Annotated in this window: 16 protein-coding genes; 9 read left to right on the top strand and 7 right to left on the bottom strand. The window is 70.0% G+C overall.

The genetic code is table 11. The features are described from left to right. Positions 1-72: 72 nt before the first annotated feature. On the bottom strand, positions 73-1290 hold the full coding sequence (locus ABZS51_RS07345; RefSeq protein ID WP_355437373.1) for an FAD-dependent monooxygenase: 1218 nt from the start codon (positions 1288-1290) through the stop codon (positions 73-75). A 154-nt stretch (positions 1291-1444) separates the two neighbouring features. Beyond that, on the bottom strand, positions 1445-2152 hold the full coding sequence (locus ABZS51_RS07340; RefSeq protein WP_355437371.1) for a class I SAM-dependent methyltransferase: 708 nt from the start codon (positions 2150-2152) through the stop codon (positions 1445-1447). 22 nt (positions 2153-2174) lie between these two features. Here ABZS51_RS07340 and ABZS51_RS07335 point away from each other — a divergent pair, with 22 nt between their 5' ends. From ABZS51_RS07335 to ABZS51_RS07325, 3 genes are all read left to right on the top strand, one after another. Then, positions 2175-2813 carry a helix-turn-helix domain-containing protein gene (locus ABZS51_RS07335; RefSeq protein ID WP_355437369.1) on the top strand — a complete coding sequence of 213 codons (639 nt, stop codon included), beginning with the start codon at positions 2175-2177 and terminating at the stop codon, positions 2811-2813. Positions 2814-3003: 190 nt separating this feature from the next. Continuing rightward, a complete protein-coding gene (locus ABZS51_RS07330; protein WP_355437367.1) occupies positions 3004-3471 on the top strand; it encodes a DUF6153 family protein in 468 nt (155 codons plus the stop codon). 75 nt (positions 3472-3546) lie between these two features. After that, a complete protein-coding gene (locus ABZS51_RS07325; RefSeq protein WP_355437365.1) occupies positions 3547-4170 on the top strand; it encodes a DUF305 domain-containing protein in 624 nt (207 codons plus the stop codon). A gap of 69 nt (positions 4171-4239) precedes the next feature. Here ABZS51_RS07325 and ABZS51_RS07320 read toward each other — a convergent pair whose 3' ends face one another. The 3 genes from ABZS51_RS07320 to ABZS51_RS07310 form a co-directional block, all read right to left on the bottom strand. Further along, positions 4240-5187, bottom strand: a complete 948-nt coding sequence (locus tag ABZS51_RS07320; RefSeq protein WP_355437363.1) for a M56 family metallopeptidase — start codon at positions 5185-5187, stop codon at positions 4240-4242. Beyond that, complete coding sequence (locus ABZS51_RS07315) at positions 5184-5558, bottom strand: BlaI/MecI/CopY family transcriptional regulator (protein ID WP_355437361.1); 375 nt, start codon at positions 5556-5558, stop codon at positions 5184-5186. Before ABZS51_RS07315 ends, ABZS51_RS07320 begins: the two co-directional genes overlap by 4 nt. A 101-nt stretch (positions 5559-5659) precedes the next feature. Beyond that, a complete protein-coding gene (locus ABZS51_RS07310; protein WP_310711797.1) occupies positions 5660-5869 on the bottom strand; it encodes a heavy-metal-associated domain-containing protein in 210 nt (69 codons plus the stop codon). Positions 5870-6019: 150 nt separating this feature from the next. Between ABZS51_RS07310 and ABZS51_RS07305 the strand changes: the two genes are divergently transcribed. From ABZS51_RS07305 to ABZS51_RS07295, 3 genes are all read left to right on the top strand, one after another. Then, a complete protein-coding gene (locus tag ABZS51_RS07305; RefSeq protein ID WP_355437359.1) occupies positions 6020-7171 on the top strand; it encodes an FAD-dependent oxidoreductase in 1152 nt (383 codons plus the stop codon). 156 nt (positions 7172-7327) lie between these two features. After that, positions 7328-7840, top strand: coding sequence for a DUF4396 domain-containing protein (locus ABZS51_RS07300; RefSeq protein ID WP_355437357.1), 513 nt, complete (start codon positions 7328-7330; stop codon positions 7838-7840). A gap of 100 nt (positions 7841-7940) precedes the next feature. Beyond that, a complete protein-coding gene (locus tag ABZS51_RS07295) occupies positions 7941-8594 on the top strand; it encodes a 4a-hydroxytetrahydrobiopterin dehydratase (RefSeq protein WP_355437355.1) in 654 nt (217 codons plus the stop codon). Positions 8595-8702: 108 nt separating this feature from the next. Here ABZS51_RS07295 and ABZS51_RS07290 read toward each other — a convergent pair whose 3' ends face one another. Together ABZS51_RS07290 and ABZS51_RS07285 are read right to left on the bottom strand one after the other, a co-directional pair. After that, the gene (locus ABZS51_RS07290) at positions 8703-10430 is read right to left on the bottom strand and encodes a beta-galactosidase (protein WP_355437353.1); all 1728 of its coding nucleotides are present in this window, start codon (positions 10428-10430) and stop codon (positions 8703-8705) included. Positions 10431-10463: 33 nt separating this feature from the next. Next, positions 10464-11606, bottom strand: coding sequence for an ROK family transcriptional regulator (locus ABZS51_RS07285; protein ID WP_355437351.1), 1143 nt, complete (start codon positions 11604-11606; stop codon positions 10464-10466). Positions 11607-11807: 201 nt separating this feature from the next. On the opposite strand from ABZS51_RS07285, the gene ABZS51_RS07280 reads away from it, so the two are divergent. Genes ABZS51_RS07280 through ABZS51_RS07270 form a run of 3 tightly spaced genes read left to right on the top strand, consistent with a single transcriptional unit; the run spans position 11808 to position 14883 of the window. Beyond that, positions 11808-13118 (top strand): sugar ABC transporter substrate-binding protein, encoded by a 1311-nt coding sequence (locus tag ABZS51_RS07280; RefSeq protein WP_355437349.1) that lies wholly within the window; start codon positions 11808-11810, stop codon positions 13116-13118. Beyond that, complete coding sequence (locus ABZS51_RS07275; RefSeq protein WP_355437347.1) at positions 13115-14029, top strand: sugar ABC transporter permease; 915 nt, start codon at positions 13115-13117, stop codon at positions 14027-14029. Before ABZS51_RS07280 ends, ABZS51_RS07275 begins: the two co-directional genes overlap by 4 nt. Continuing rightward, the gene (locus tag ABZS51_RS07270; protein ID WP_355437345.1) at positions 14026-14883 is read left to right on the top strand and encodes a carbohydrate ABC transporter permease; all 858 of its coding nucleotides are present in this window, start codon (positions 14026-14028) and stop codon (positions 14881-14883) included. The genes ABZS51_RS07275 and ABZS51_RS07270 overlap by 4 nt, the downstream gene beginning before the upstream one ends. Positions 14884-14887 lie beyond the last annotated feature (4 nt).

The following is a 14887-nucleotide window of genomic DNA, read 5'->3' as shown; positions in this document are numbered from 1 at the left end:
TCCCTCATCAACGGCTTTCAGGCGCGGCGGCTCTTCGACGGCGACTCGGCCGGCTTCCTGGCCCGGAACCGGTCAGGGAGCGGCGACGTCGATGTTCTTGGCCTGCATGTCCTTGTTGTTCAACATTCTCCTGCCCATGGCCCTGCCCACGCCCGGCATCCGCATCACGCGCATCATCCCCGCACGCAGGAGATGCTCCTTGCGGTCGTGCGGGGTGAAGATGCGGCGTCCGGGCAGGGCACTGTCCTGCTGGAGGTGGATGAAGGGCCTCATCTGTGTCTCCCAGGCCCGTAGCGCGCCGGGCACGTCGCCGGGGTGGCGTTGCAGCATGGTGCCCAGCAGTTCGCCGCCGGCAAGGCCGCTGGAGGCGCCCATGCCCGCGTACAGGGTGACGCACCAGGCGGAGTCGCCGATCAGGACGGTCCGGCCCCGGTGCCAGCGCGGCATCTTGACCTGGTGCACCGAGTCGAACAGCGCGTCGGGGGCCTGCTCATAGCGCGTCAGCAGCCCCTCCAGCAGCGGGCCGGTGGGTTCGGGGCCGAAGGCGGCGCGGATGGACTCGATCGGCGGGCGGCGGAACTCGGCGTCGATGTCGTGGGTGCGGTAGGAGAACAGCAGGCTCGGGGCATGATCGGCGAACGGGAAGGCCCACACCGAACGGCCCGGCTCGGCCAGGGTCAGGCCCTCGCGCGGGCCGAAGCCGTCGACCGGGCCGTCCAGCACCGTGGCGCCGACCATGTAGTTCAGCGGGTGCAGGTACTCCTCGGGGCCGAAGACGAGATCGCGCACAGTGGAGCGCATCCCGTCGGCGCCGATCACCAGGTCGAAGCGCTCGGTGACGGTGGTGTCCGCGGCGGTGTCGTGCAGGGTCACCTCCGCCGCGGAGTCGTCCTGGGCGATGTGGGTGGGCACGGTGGAGTAGCGGATCTCCACATCGTCCGGCAACGCCGCGAACAGTGCCCGCTCCACATCGCCGCGCAACAGCGGGCGGGGGCCCGCGGCCATGGCGAAGGGGTTCATCCCGGGACGGCGGCGCCCCCTGCGGTCGACGTCGTAGGAGACGACGCCGGGGCCGCCGCGGTCGCCCATGGCCTCCAGCACGCCCAGCCGCCGGGCCGAGGCGATGCCGGCGCCGAACAGAGCGATGAAGTATCCGCCTGAGCGGCGCGCGGGCGCCCGTTCCACCACCACCGGCTGCCATCCGACCTGGCACAGCCGCAACGCGGTGGCGATGCCGGCGACCCCGAGTCCGACCACCAGGGCCCGCCCGCCCTTGCCCGCCTCCGTCATGACGACTCCTCTCCTAGGCTCCCCGCCATGCTATACGGCAAACTGACCGAAACGGTCCAATCGGTCAGTCATCTCGGCAGTCCGTTCCGGGCCGGGGAGATGACCGGCCCAGGGCAGTTCGAGATGCCGCACGGAAACCCGCGACCGAAGATCGCTAGGCGTCGCGGCGCAGCGTGAACCAGAAGGTCGGCACCGGGTTGGTGCCCGGTGTGACGTCGAGCAGCTCCCAGCCGGTGAACCTGGCGCGGAGTTCGTCGGCTGTGACGCCCGCCGCCCACGACTTGACCTCGGGGATCGGATTGCCGAGCGGCTCGGGGCCGTACCCGAACATCAGCAACCGAGCCCCGGGAGCGGCGCGGTGGGTGAGCCCGGCGGCGTAGGCGTCACGGCGGTGCAGCGGGATCCCGCAGTAGCAGCTCAGATCGAAGAACAGGTCGAAGGGGCCGGGCACGTCCAGCTCGCCGAGGCGGGTGGCGTCTCCGTGCAGGAGGCGGACCGCCACCCTCGCCGCCTCGGCCTTCTCCCTGGCCTGATCGACGGCGCTGTCGATCAGGTCGACGGCCGTCACCTCCCAGCCGTGCCGTGCGAGGTAGATGGCGTTGGTCCCCGTGCCGCAGCCGAGTTCGAGGGCGCGGCCGGGCGGCAGCGCGCCGTGCCCCTCCACCAGGGCGACCAGTTCGGGCGGCGTCACGCCGGTGTCCCACGGTGCCTTTCCGGTGCGGTAATAGGCCTCCAGCGCGCGGTGGACGGACTCCTCCTCCTGGTCTCGCTGCGTCGGGGCCACGTCCAGGTCGGGCCTCTGGGCGGCGGCGGGCTGGTCCATCGTCGCCGCCAAGTTATTAGAGTTGAACTCTAGTGTCATGCACTAGAGATACACTCGCCGCATGGATGGAGTCAAGCGGACGGACAAGCGAGCCGAGCGCTCACGCCGCACCCGCGAGAAGATCGTCGAGGCGGCTCGCGAGCTGTTCGTCGCGCAGGGTTACGGGGCGACGAGCCTGCAGGAAGTGGCGGACCGGGCGGGCGTGGCCGTCCAGACGGTCTACTTCGTCTTCCACAACAAGCGCACGCTGTTCAAGGACGTGGTCGACATGTCCATCGCCGGGGACGCCGAGCCGGTCGCCACCATGGATCGTGAGTGGTTCCGCGCCGCGTGCGCCGAGCCCACCGCAGCCGGGCAACTGCGCGCGCACGTCCACGGCACCCGCGAGATCCTGGGCCGGGTCGCCCCGATCATGCCGCTGATCGCTGCTGCCGCGGCCACCGACCCTGAGATCGCCGCGCAATGGCCGGACGGCCCCGACCCGCGTTACACCGTGCAGTACGCAGCGGCCGAAGCCCTGGCCGGCAAGCCCGACGCCCGTCCCGGCCTCTCCGTCGAGATGGCGGCGGACCTGCTGTTCGGCCTGCTCAGCCCGCAGCTCTACCTGATCTTCGTCCGCGACCGCGGCTGGTCACCGGACAGGTGGGAGGAGTGGGCCCGCACCGCCTTGACCTCCCAACTCTGCGCCGATCCCGGCTGAGCAGGCGGACGTTTCACGATCGTCCGCCAGCCGCGATGCCGGCGACCGACCACCGGGCCGACCTCCCGCGGGCCGGGGCCTGCCTGATGCACCGCTTTAGTACTATCGGGCATAGTTGTCAGCACTCGACGCCCGTGACGGGTGGTCGGTTTCTCGAACACCGGGCAGCGGCAGCGGGAGGAGGGGGCACATGGGCGGATCGGCCCGGCGCCTGCCTCTTTCCTGGCTGCGATGGCTGCTGCCGGTCGTTCTCGCGCTGGGCGTGTGGGGCATGCACACGCTGGGGCACGTGTCCTCGCACCACGGCCAGGCCACCACTTCGAGTTCGCACGCTCCGGCGGACGCGGACAAGGCGGCGAGGACGGCGCCCGGCGAGACGATGCCGATCCACCGCACCACCATCGAGCCGATCCCGTCCGCCGACGCGTCCGGCGGACTCTCGGCCGGTTCTGGATCACCGCCATGGCTCGATCCGACCGTCGTGTGCCTGGCCGTGCTGTCCTCGGTCGTCGTTCTGCTGCTCATGGCGGCACAGGCGGCGGCCTGGCGGTGGACGCGGAAGATCGCCGGCAGCACAACCTGGGCCGGCGGGGTGGCCAGGTCGCCCCCGCGCCGCCTGGCACCGCCCCTGGCGAGCCTCTCGGTGATGCGTACTTAGGCCGAGCCATCCCCGGACGACCTGGCGGTCGACCGGGACGCAGGCTCATGTACCTCGTTCACCGGAGAGAGCACCATGTTCATCGACATCAGGAAGAACTTCGCTGCCGTGATCACGTCGGGAGCCGTGCTGGCCCTGCTCACGGCGTGCGGAGGCACGGACAACGGCTCCATGGGCGGACACGACGCCTCCACCATGTCCAGCAGCGCACCCGCCACGACCTCGGCGAGCGCGCGGCCGGAGGCCGTGGCCAACGACGCGGACGTCATGTTCGCGCAGATGATGATCCCGCACCACCAGCAGGCCGTCGACATGGCCGACCTGGCCGGCACCCGGGCCGCGGACAAGGCGGTCAAGGACCTGGCGGAGAAGATCAGAGCGGCCCAGGATCCGGAGATCCGGACCATGCAGGGCTGGCTCACCGCCTGGGGCAAGCCGATGCCCTCCGGCGGCATGAGCCACGGCATGCCCGGAATCATGTCCGAGGAGGACATGACGAAGCTGGAGAAGGCCAGAGGCACCGCTTTCGACAAGCAGTTCCTTCACCTGATGATCATGCACCACGCAGGGGCGATCGAGATGGCACGCACCGAGCAGTCACAGGGTTCCGACCCGGAGGCGAAGGAGCTCGCCGAGACCATCGAGACCGCCCAGCAGGCCGAAGTCGAGCAGATGAGGGAGATCCTCGCCCGGCTCTAAGCGTGAACATCGGCTGCCCGGGTTGCTCCCGGGCAGCCGGCGGGCCTGTCGCCACAGGGAATCGGCAGGTCAGAGCGTGAGGAGCGAATGGCAGTGGTGGGCGAGGAAGGAGCTGAAGCCGGGCACCAGCGCGACCGTCGCCGGGCCCACGAGCAGCATCGCCACCGTCAGCAGCCCGGCGACGCGCTCGCGGCGGCCGAGCGGCGCTTCGGGGTTCAGCATGCGGCGCACGCGCGTGAGCGCCGTCTCGCCGCCCGCGCCGAGCGTGGCGGCGGGCACCCGGCCGGTGGCCAGGCGGACCAGGGCGGCGGCGAGCTGCGCGCGGGGATGACGGCGGGCGGCGACGTCGTCGGCCAGCAGCTCGATCAGCCGGGCGATCTCCGTCCTGCCCCGCTCGAACAGCGGCACGCCGGGAAACGCCCTGGCCAGGGCCTCGGCACCGGCGAGCGCGAGGTGGTGGCGGCCACGCAGGTGCGCCCGTTCGTGCTCCAGCACCGCGGCGACCTGCTCGGGCGCCAGCGTGCGCAGCGCACCGGTGGTGATGACCGCCTGGGCGCGCCTCCCGGGCACGCAGTACGCCAGCCTCTCCTCGTGGTCGATCACGATCGCGTCCAGGCCGGCGTCGCGCCGGCCCAGCAGGGCGAGCAGCGCCGCGTGCTCGCGACGCTCCATCCCGGCTCGGAGCAGGACAACCGCACCGCAGCAGGCCACCCTTGCCGGCACCGCACCCGCCACGAGCAGGACCGCCACGCCCCCCGCGCTCAGCCCGGAACCGTCGTTCAGCATGGCGGCACACACCTCGAACAGCCCGGCCAGACCGTGCCCCACCATGTCGGCGGGAACGGCGAAGGCCAGCGCGGCGAGCACGGCGGACGCGACCACCGACACGCCCGCCGCCTGCCACAACACGATCGCCAGCCGCGGCGCCCGGTCCGCCCAGCTCGCGACCCAGCCGGGCCTGGGCAGCCAGATCGCGGCCACGATCGTGTAGAGCGCCAGGACCACGGCGGCGCTCATGCCGGCCGCCCCTTGGGCGGGAAGACCTGCAGCGCCGCCTCCAGCGCGGCGGCCTCCTCGGGTGTGAGCCGCTCGAGGAAGTGCACGAGCGTGGCGGCCTGGTTGCCGCCGCCCGCGAGCACAGTGCGCATCAGGTCGGCGGTGTACGCCTCCTTGGAGGCGACCGGCTCATAGACGTAGGCCCGGCCGACCGGCCGGCGCTTGAGCAGACCCTTGGTGTGCAGCTTGTCCATCACGGTCATCACGGTGGTGTACGCGATCGTCCGCTCCTGCTTGAGGTCCTCGAACACCTCGCGGACGGAGGCCGGCCGGCGTCGGGCCCACATCCGATCCATGATCGCGGACTCGAGCTCGCCCAGACCTCGTATCATGCCGCCGATGCTACCGGCGATCGTAGACGTGGCTGTCGCGGTGGCCCGGGCGGCGCCGTGCCTACGTGGAGGGGAGCCCCGATCAAGGATCGACTCGGTGCTCAGCCGGCGACCACCTCGTAACCGGCCTCTTCCACGACATCCCTGATCCGCTCGTCGTCGAGCGGGCCATCCGAGGTCACGGTCACCTGGCCGGTCGCCAGTTCGACATCCACCGAGGAGACCCCGGCGACCTTGCCGATCTCGGTCGTCACCTTGCCGGCACACCCGCCGCAGGTCATCCCGGACACCTTGTACGTGCTCGTGCTCATCGCCATGCCTCCCTGTTCATACCCCTACCGGGTAGTGGTCATGCGAGAGGGTACGCCGCGATGATCGCGGAGGCAAGGGGCAGGCGGCGGGGACCTGGGAGACTCAGGTCACATTGCGAGACATATACCCCGTATGGGTATTGTCGAGTCATGAGCGGACTCGACAGGATCACCATTGTCGGCGCATCCCTGGCGGGCCTCCGGGCCGTGCAGGCGCTGCGCCGGGAGGGCTTCGAGGGCGACGTCACACTGGTCGGCGCCGAGACGCATGTGCCCTACAACCGCCCGCCGCTGTCGAAGAGCGTGCTGCGCGGCGACGACGACGTCACACTCCCCGGCGCAGAGGAACTCGGGGACCAGTGGCTGCGTGGGCGGCAGGCCGTACACCTTGACGTCCGAAGCCGGACGGTCACGCTCGACGACGGCGCCGAGCTCGGCTACGACGGCCTGGTCATCGCCACCGGCGCACGCCCGAGACAGCTCGACGGGGTGCGCCGGCTCCGCACCATCGACGACGCGCTGGCACTGCGAGCGGAGCTGGAGTCGGGACATGAGCATGTAGTGGTCATCGGCGGCGGGTTCATCGGTGGCGAGGTGGCCTCCACCGCTCGGCAGCTCGGCCGGAAGGTCACCCTGGTCGACGCCGCGCCGTATCCCATGCATGCCGGGCTGGGTGAGGAGGCCTCGCGCTGGCTGGCCGCGCACCATGAGCGCAACGGCGTCGAGCTCGTCTCCCAGGCGCGGGTCACCGCCGTGGACGGTGGCCTGGTACTGCTCAGCGACGGCCGTTCCCTCGCCGCGGACCTGGTCGTCGGCGGCATGGGCGTGGTGCCGAACACCGAATGGCTGGACGGCGCCCTGGCCGTGAACGACGGCGTGCTGTGCGAACCGACGCTGTTCGCCCAGGGCACCGAGAACATCGTGGCGGCAGGGGATCTCGCACGCTGGCCGCACGGTCTCTTCGGCGGGGAGATGGTGCGCGTCGAGCACTGGTCCAACGCCAACGAGCAGGGCGCGGTCGCCGCCCACAACCTCCTGGCCGGACCGGAGAACGCCCAGCCATTCCTGGAGGTGCCGAACTTCGCCACCCATGTGCACGGCGCCCGCATCCAGACGGCCGGACTGCCGCATCTCGCGGACTCGGCGAGCATCGTCACCGGCTCACCGGAAGAAGATCGCTTCGCTGTGGCGTTCACCCGGGACGGTGTACTGGTAGGCGCCGTCGCCGTCAACTCCCCCAAGGAGCTGATCAAGCTCAAGCGGGCGATCACGGCACGCGAAACCGCCGCCCGCGACGCTTAGGAGGCCGCGCCGGAACTACTATGCCCTATAGGAGGAGGCGATCATGCCGGCCCAGCCCTGAACCGCCGTGACAGCCGACTTGTGTCATCACTCACCCACTTTCCTTATATACCCCGTACTCGTATGATGCTGACTCCACTACTAAGGAGCATCATCATGGACCACAGTGGTCACCAGTCCCCGGAACCCGCTCTCCCAGCGGAGCACGATCACCACACCGCGCCCACGGCCACCTGGGCGATGGCTGCGCAGGCGACGCTGCACTGCCTGACGGGGTGCGCCATCGGCGAGGTTCTGGGCATGGTCATCGGCACCGCCGCCGGCCTTTCCAATCTCGCCACCGTGGTTCTGTCCGTGGCGTTGGCCTTCGTGTTCGGCTATGCACTGACCATGCGCGGCGTGCTGCGGGCCGGGGTCGACTTCCGCACCGCGTTGAAGGTGGCGCTGGCCGCGGACACCATCTCCATCGCGATGATGGAGATCCTGGACAACGGGGTGATGCTGATCGTGCCTGGCGCCATGGACGCGGGCCTGGGCAACTGGCTGTTCTGGGTGGCGCTGGCCGGGTCGTTGCTCGTGGCCTTCGTGCTGACCACACCGGTGAACAAGTGGCTGATCTCCCGCGGCAAGGGTCACGCGGTGACACACCAGTACCACCACGGCCGCTGAGGACCGCCTCACGCCATGCGCGCCCGTAGAACGTCGGCGTGCTCCTGGTAAAGATCCGTACCGGCTCGTCGCCAGGATGCTCGACATGCGAGGATGCCTCATGAGCAAACTGACCGGACAGCAGATCGCGGACGAAGGGCTGGACGGGTGGGCATACCTGCTCGGCGGCCTGCAGGCCCGTATCCACACCAAGAACTTCGCGGCCGGGCTGTCGGTCGTCAACGCCATCGGCGCGGCAGCCGAGGAGATGGATCATCATCCCGATCTCAACCTGCGCTACACCCACGTAGACGTTCGGCTGACCAGTCACGACGAGCGCGCGGTCACGGACCGCGACATCCGGTTGGCCCGCGTCATCTCCTCCATCGCCGCCGACGCCGGGGCTCAGTTGGAAGCCTCGAACGTCTCCAGGCTCGAGCTCGCCCTCGACACCGCGGCCCGAGAGGAGATTCTGCCGTTCTGGGCCGCGGTGCTGGCGATGGAGCATCTGTCCGGCCCCGGCTTCGGCGACGAGCTCCGCGACCCGGCCGACGTTCTGCCGACCGTGTGGTTCCAGACGTCCGACAGCGAGGAACCTCGCCAGCGCTGGCATCTCGACGTGTGGGTGGATCCTGCGCAGGTCCAGCCACGCATCGACGCGGCGCTCGCGGCCGGCGGCACGCTGGTCAGCGACGCGGAGGCGCCGAGCTTCTGGGTGCTCGCCGACCCCGAGGGCAACCGGGCCTGCCTGTGCACCTGGCAGGCCCGTCGCTGAGAGCAGCCGGCATCGCTGCCGGCGATACGTCCGGGAGTGCGGAACGAACAGGCGGCCGTCGGCGCTGACCTTGCATGACGGGTCGACGGAAGCGCGCGCCCACCGCTGTCAGAGGCCGGCCTGTGCCAGGACGTTCGCGAGTCCAGATGCGTCCAGCCTGGTCGAGACGTACCAGGCGGTGCCCGCGCCTGCCCGGTGCCGGGTGACCGCCGGGCCGCCGCCGGCGTAGGTCACGGTCGCCGTGGCGCCGGTCAACTGGACGGTCTCGCTCCAGAAGGCGCCGGCCGTCCCGTCGGACAGCGCGACGGGGCTGGCCAGGGGGTGAAACTCCTCGACGCGGACGCCGAGCAGGTCGCGCAGCGCGCCGGGGTAGCCGCCCAGCCGGACGCGGGTGTCGGGGTCGGCGATGCCGCTGAAGTACGACACGATCAAGGTGCCCCCGCCCTCGACGTACGCGGTGAGGTTGGCGACGGCCTCGTCAGAGATCAGGTACAGGGACGGCATCAGCACCGCCCGATAGCGCGAAATATCGTGAGAAGGGTGGACGAAGTCGGTGGCGAGACCCCGCTGCCACAGCGCCCGGTGCGCCTGCTCCACCGAGGCGCGGAAGTCCATCCCGGTCACGGGCAGGGCCGGGTTCCGCAGCGCCCAAGCGGCCTCGTCGTCCCAGAGAATGGCCACCTCGGCCTCGGCGGCCTCGGCGGGCTCCGCAGGCGGAAGGGCGCTGAGCGTCCGGCCCAGGTCGGCGATCTCGCGGAAGACCCGGCTGTCGGCGCCCGCGTGCGGGACCATGCCCTGGTACCACTGCTCCGCCCCGCCCTGGGAGGCTCGCCACTGGAAATGCAGCACGCCGGTGGCCCCGCGGGCCACGTACTCCAGGCTGCGCCGCGCGTGCTCTCCCGGTTCCAGCGGGAGCGTCCCATCAGGGGTGTACATGGCCGCGACGCCCTGCTCCATCAGCAGCCACGGCTTCCCGCGCGCCCAGGAGCGGGCCAGGTCGGAGGCGAAGGCGACCTGGGCGAGCCCGCCGTCGCCGGGCTCGTCGGTGTAGTGGTCGATGCCCACGAGATCGACCTCGGCCGACCACTTCCAGTGGTCCAGCGGCGTCCACCCCGCCATGACGTAATTGGTGGTCACCGGCTGCCGCCCATGGACGCGCAGGATGTCACGCTGCTCGCGGTAGTGGGCGAGCAGGGCGTCGGAGCAGAAGCGGCGATAGTCGAGCAGGTGGGCGGGGTTCGACCGGTACTGGGTGGCCCGCGGTGGCATGATCTGCTCCCACGCCGAGTAGTGCTGGCTCCAGAACGCCGTGGTCCACGCGTCGTTGAGCGCGTCGAGGGACTCGTGCCGGTCACGCAGCCAGGCGCGGAAGGCCGTCGCGCAGTGATCGCAGTGGCAGTTCGTGCCGTACTCGTTGTGCACGTGCCACATGGCGGTCGCCGGGTGGGCGCCGTACCGCTCGGCGAGCACCGTCGCGATGCGGCGCGAGGCCGCCCGGTACGCGGGCGCGTTGACGCAGTAGGTGTCACGGCTGCCATGGGTGAGCCGGGTCCCGTCGGCCCGCACCGGCATCGCGTCCGGATGGGCCAGGCCGAACCAGGGCGGCGGAGAGGCCGTCGGGGTCGCCAGGTTGACCTGGATGTCGTTGTCGTGCAGCAGGTCCATGACGCGATCGAGCCAGCCGAAGTCGTGGACGCCCTCCGACGGCTCAAGCCGGGCCCAGGAGAAGACCCCCACGGTGACGAGGTTGACCTTCGCCTCCCGCATCAGCCGGACATCCTCCGGCCAGACGTCCTCCGGCCATTGTTCGGGGTTGTAGTCTCCGCCGAAATACATGCTCTCTCCAACTGGGGGTGTCGCGGCCGCTGATCAGTCGCTGCCGGTTACGTAACTCTGGATGGCCACGACCGCGCCGCCACGGGCCCATTCGCGAAAGTCGTCCACCTCGATCAGCACGTCGACCGAGTTCGCCTGGCCGCGCCGGTTCTCGCTGAGCGCCCGGTCGAGACCGTCCTTGGCGACGCGGGCCAGCTCCACACCCTCACCGGCCACGATCACCGTCTTGACCATGGAGAACGTCGCGACGTGGGCGATGAGCCTGCCGAGCGCGTCCGCGGCTTCGGTGACGACGCCGAGACACACCTTGTCCCCTTCCGTGGCCAGGCGCATCACCTCCTCGTACGTCACCGGCCGCCGCAGCCCCTGCCCGGCGGCGGTCACGATGGACCCGCTGGCCAGGTAGGCGGAGGCGCAGCCGCGGTGGCCTTCCCCGCACATCGGCCCGCCCGCGTTCAGCACCAGGTGGGCGAACATGCCGAGGTCCGACTCGGCCGCCGTCACCAGATGATCGTGTACGACCAGGGCGTAGCCGACTCCCGCCCCGATCGAGACGAGCGCGAAGTCGCGCAGCCCACGGGCCGCCCCGAACCAGTGATGCTGGTGACCGAGCGCCGCCACGTCGTTCTTGACCACGCACGGGATGCCCAGAGCCTGCTCCAGCAGTGACTTGAGCGGGACCTGCCGCCAGCCGAGAAACGACGAGTCGACCAGCCGCTCACCGCCGAGCTGGACCGCCGAGCGGGCGTCGCCGCCGAGCGTGACGCCGGCCCCGACCGGCGTCCGCTCGCCGCCGGCCAGCTCATCGAGCAGCCCTCTGATCTGGCGGCACACGGCCTGGGGGCGGTGGTCGGAGATCGGCTCGTCGCGGGCCGCGACGATCTGGGCGCGCAGGTCGGTGACGACCGCGTGGACGCGGTCCGCGGTCAGCTTGACGCCGAAGAAGCAGTGCTCGCCCGCGGCCACGTCCAGCGGGCGGGTCGGGCGGCCGTTGACCGGGTCGTGGACCACGTCGCCTTCGACGAGGAGCCCGGCGTCGACCATGGGCTTGGTCAGCCGCGTCAGGCTGCCGGTGGACAGGCGCAGCGTCCTGGCCAGCGCGGTCCTGGACTGCGGACCGTGGATGATGAGCTCCTTGACGATGGAGCGTGCCGCGTCGGGCAAGACGTCCCACATGCCGCACCATCCTTGGGGCTCCACCCGCATCAGCGCCAGCCCCTCTCACTTGATTTCGCGGCAAAACTAGCATGTCCACCACGTCACGAAGCGTTCACATAACACTCCGGAAATCTATGCACAAGTAGTGACATGCCTCTCACCTTCTCCCTAGGTTGGCTCTGTTGCAAAGCTCGTCCGCTTTGCAGGAAGAAGGCACGGATGCGTATCACGAGGCTCGCCGGCTCGATCGCGGTGCTCAGCACGGCTGCCGTCCTCGCGGCCTGCTCGTCGGGCACGTCGGGGAGCACCAGCACGCCGGCAGCGGCCACTGGGCCGGTCACGCTGGAGTTCTGGTGCTGGGGCACCACTCAGAAGCCCAAGGTCGAAGCGTTCAACAAGTCCCACCCGGACATCCAGGTCAGGCACACCGACGTGGGAGGCGGCACGGACACCGCCGCCAAGCTGCTCACGGCGACCCGGGCGGGCAACGGCCCCGACGCCGCCTGCATCGAGTACGACACCCTGCCTTCCATGATCGTGGCCGGTGCGCTGGCCGACATCTCCGCCCACACCGGCGACGTCAAGACCGCCTTCAGCCCGGAAGTGTGGAACCTGACCAGCTTCGACGGCGCCGTGTACGGGGTGCCGCAGGACGTCGGCCCGATGGTGCTGGTCTACAACAAGAAGCGCTTCCAGGAGCTGAAGATCGAGCCGCCGGCCACGTGGCAGGACTTCGCGAAGGTCGCGGCGGACGTACGCAAGAAGGACCCGGAGACCTACCTCGCGACCTTCGCACCCGCGGAGTTCGGCAACTTCGCCGGGCTGGCCCAGCAGGCCGGCGCGTCCTGGTGGAAGGTCCAGGACCGGACGTGGACCGTGGGGATCGCCGACCAGGCCTCCCTCGCGGTGGCCGACTTCTGGCAGGGGCTCATCGACAAGGACCTCGTCAAGGCCCAGCCGCTGCTCACCCCGGAGTGGAACAACAAGCTGAACAAGGGCAAGATCCTCACCTGGCCGAGCGCGCTGTGGGCGCCGGGCGTGCTGTACGGCATCGCGGAGAAGCAGGCGGGCGACTGGGCCATCGCGCCACTCCCTCAGTGGAAGGAGGGCGACGACCGGGTGGCCTTCCAGGGCGGGTCCGCGCTGGCCGTCACGAAGACCTCCAAGCACGCCGAGGCCGCGGCCACGTTCGCCAAGTGGATGAACACCGACAAGGCGGCGAACGCCGTCCAGATCGAGCTGGGCGAGTACCCGGCGTCGCTGGCCGGGCAGGAGGCCGCGAGAACCAGCGCGCCGCCCAAGCTGACGGCGAACCAGAAGGACTACTGGGACATCGCCACGAAGGCGGCCCAGCGCACGATTCCGCACATCAGCTGGGGCCCGAACGTCAGCACCGCCAGCAGCGCCTTCCAGGACGCCGTCGCCACCGCGGTCCGTGACCACACGCCGCTGCGGGACGCGCTGACGAAGACGCACAACCTCGTGGTGGCGGACATGAAGACCACCGGCTTCAAGGTCGCCGGCCCATGACCGCCCTGCCCAGGGCGGAGCGCAGGTCCCGGGCTCCCTATCTCTTCGTGGCGCCCGCCGTGCTGCTCTTCGTCGCCTTCCTGGCGGTCCCCATCGGCTACGCGATCCACCTCAGCGCGCGCGGCCTGAGACTGACCGGCAAAGGCATCTTCGGCACGCGCGAAGAGGTCTTCGTCGGGCTCGACAACTACGTCAAGACGCTCACCGATCCCGAGTTCTTCGCCGGCTTCGGCAGGCTCGCGATCTACGGCCTGATCAGCGTGCCGCTCACGCTCGGGCTGGCGCTGCTGTTCGCGCTGCTCCTCGACCACGCCGGTTCGCGGGCCAGGAGGTTCTCGCGCACGGCGATCTTCGTCCCGTACGCCGTACCCGGCGTGACGGCTTCGCTGCTGTGGGGCTTCATGTACCTGCCCTCGACCAGCCCGTTCAGCTACCTGACCCGGGAGCTGGGGCTGGGCGAGATCCCGTTTCTCGGGGCGGGCGGCATCTACCCGTCGCTGGCCAACATCGCGGTGTGGGGCGGCGTCGGCTTCAACATGATCATCATCTTCACGTCGCTGCGCGGCATCCCGCCGGAGCTGTACGACGCGGCGCGCATCGACGGCGCCTCCGAATGGCAGATCGCCTGGCGGATCAAGATTCCGCTGGTGGCGCCGGCCCTCGTGCTCACCGGGCTGTTCGCGCTGATCGGAACGCTGCAGGTGTACGGCGAGCCGACCACCGTGAAACCGATGACGCCGGAGATCTCCGGGGACTGGGTGCCCTTGATGCACATCTACCGCGACGCCTTCGTCCGCGACGACCTGGCGCTGGCCTCGGCCGCCTCCGTCCTGCTGGCGGTGGGCACGCTCGTGGTCTCGGTCGTGCTCCTGAAGGTCACCCAGAAGCGCGCGTTCGGAGGTATGCGATGAGCGCCGCCAACAGCGTGCTCACGCACCGGCGCGCCCAGATCCTGCCCACCGTCGTCCTGCTTCTCGGCGCGATCTACTGCCTGGTGCCGGTCGCCTGGGTGCTGGTGGCCTCGACCAAGTCGAGCGGCGAGCTGTTCTCGACGTTCACCTTCGCGCCAGGAACGGGCCTGCTGGACAACCTGCGCGACCTGTTCACCTACGGGAACGGCCTCTACCTGCGGTGGACGGCCAACAGCGCCCTGTACGCGGTCGCCGGCGCCGCGGCCTCGACCCTGATCTCGGCGCTGGCCGGGTATGCCATGGCCAAGTACGAGTTTCGCGGCCGGAGCGTCCTGTTCTACGCCATCCTGGCCGGCGTCCTCGTGCCCGGCATGACGCTCGCCATCCCGCAATATCTGCTCATGTCCGAGCTCGACCTGGTGGGCGGCTACTGGTCGGTCCTGCTGCCGAGCCTCATCTCCCCGTTCGGCATCTACCTGGCCAGGGTCTACGCGATGGCCTCCGTCCCGGACACGACGATGGAGGCGGCCAGGATCGACGGAGCGAGCGAGTATCGCATCTTCGGCTCGATCGGGCTGCCCATGATGGTGCCCGGCATGGTGACGATCTTCCTGCTGCAGTTCGTCGGGAGCTGGAACAACTTCCTGCTGCCCTACATCATGCTGTCGGACGAGACCAAATTCCCGATCACCGTGGGCCTGTACACCGTGCTCAGCAAGGGCTCGGGCCAGCCCACCCTGTACGGCATCGCCATCGTGGGCGCCGCCGTGTCGGTGATCCCGCTCATCGTCCTGCTGCTGACCCTGCAGCGCTTCTGGCGGCTGGACCTGCTCAGCGGAGGACTGAAAGGATGAAACC

It is taken from the genome of Nonomuraea sp. NPDC005501, assembly GCF_040605905.1.
GTDB lineage: Bacteria > Actinomycetota > Actinomycetes > Streptosporangiales > Streptosporangiaceae > Nonomuraea.
The sequence above is the reverse complement of the archived record's forward strand: the minus strand, read 5'-3'. Positions and strand labels throughout refer to the sequence as shown.

Bases quoted from the DNA above. Each gene is read 5' to 3' on its own strand.
- ABZS51_RS07325 (WP_355437365.1), top strand. From the start codon at position 3,547: ATGTTCATCGACATCAGGAAGAACTTCGCTGCCGTGATCACGTCGGGA.
- ABZS51_RS07310 (WP_310711797.1), bottom strand. From the start codon at position 5,869: ATGAGCACGAGCACGTACAAGGTGTCCGGGATGACCTGCGGCGGGTGT.
- ABZS51_RS07340 (WP_355437371.1), bottom strand. From the start codon at position 2,152: ATGACACTAGAGTTCAACTCTAATAACTTGGCGGCGACGATGGACCAG.
- ABZS51_RS07295 (WP_355437355.1), top strand. From the start codon at position 7,941: ATGAGCAAACTGACCGGACAGCAGATCGCGGACGAAGGGCTGGACGGG.
- ABZS51_RS07320 (WP_355437363.1), bottom strand. From the start codon at position 5,187: ATGAGCGCCGCCGTGGTCCTGGCGCTCTACACGATCGTGGCCGCGATC.
- ABZS51_RS07330 (WP_355437367.1), top strand. From the start codon at position 3,004: ATGGGCGGATCGGCCCGGCGCCTGCCTCTTTCCTGGCTGCGATGGCTG.
- ABZS51_RS07315 (WP_355437361.1), bottom strand. From the start codon at position 5,558: ATGATACGAGGTCTGGGCGAGCTCGAGTCCGCGATCATGGATCGGATG.
- ABZS51_RS07290 (WP_355437353.1), bottom strand. From the start codon at position 10,430: ATGTATTTCGGCGGAGACTACAACCCCGAACAATGGCCGGAGGACGTC.
- ABZS51_RS07280 (WP_355437349.1), top strand. From the start codon at position 11,808: ATGCGTATCACGAGGCTCGCCGGCTCGATCGCGGTGCTCAGCACGGCT.
- ABZS51_RS07300 (WP_355437357.1), top strand. From the start codon at position 7,328: ATGGACCACAGTGGTCACCAGTCCCCGGAACCCGCTCTCCCAGCGGAG.
- ABZS51_RS07335 (WP_355437369.1), top strand. From the start codon at position 2,175: ATGGATGGAGTCAAGCGGACGGACAAGCGAGCCGAGCGCTCACGCCGC.
- ABZS51_RS07285 (WP_355437351.1), bottom strand. From the start codon at position 11,606: ATGTGGGACGTCTTGCCCGACGCGGCACGCTCCATCGTCAAGGAGCTC.
- ABZS51_RS07345 (WP_355437373.1), bottom strand. From the start codon at position 1,290: ATGACGGAGGCGGGCAAGGGCGGGCGGGCCCTGGTGGTCGGACTCGGG.
- ABZS51_RS07305 (WP_355437359.1), top strand. From the start codon at position 6,020: ATGAGCGGACTCGACAGGATCACCATTGTCGGCGCATCCCTGGCGGGC.
- ABZS51_RS07275 (WP_355437347.1), top strand. From the start codon at position 13,115: ATGACCGCCCTGCCCAGGGCGGAGCGCAGGTCCCGGGCTCCCTATCTC.
- ABZS51_RS07270 (WP_355437345.1), top strand. From the start codon at position 14,026: ATGAGCGCCGCCAACAGCGTGCTCACGCACCGGCGCGCCCAGATCCTG.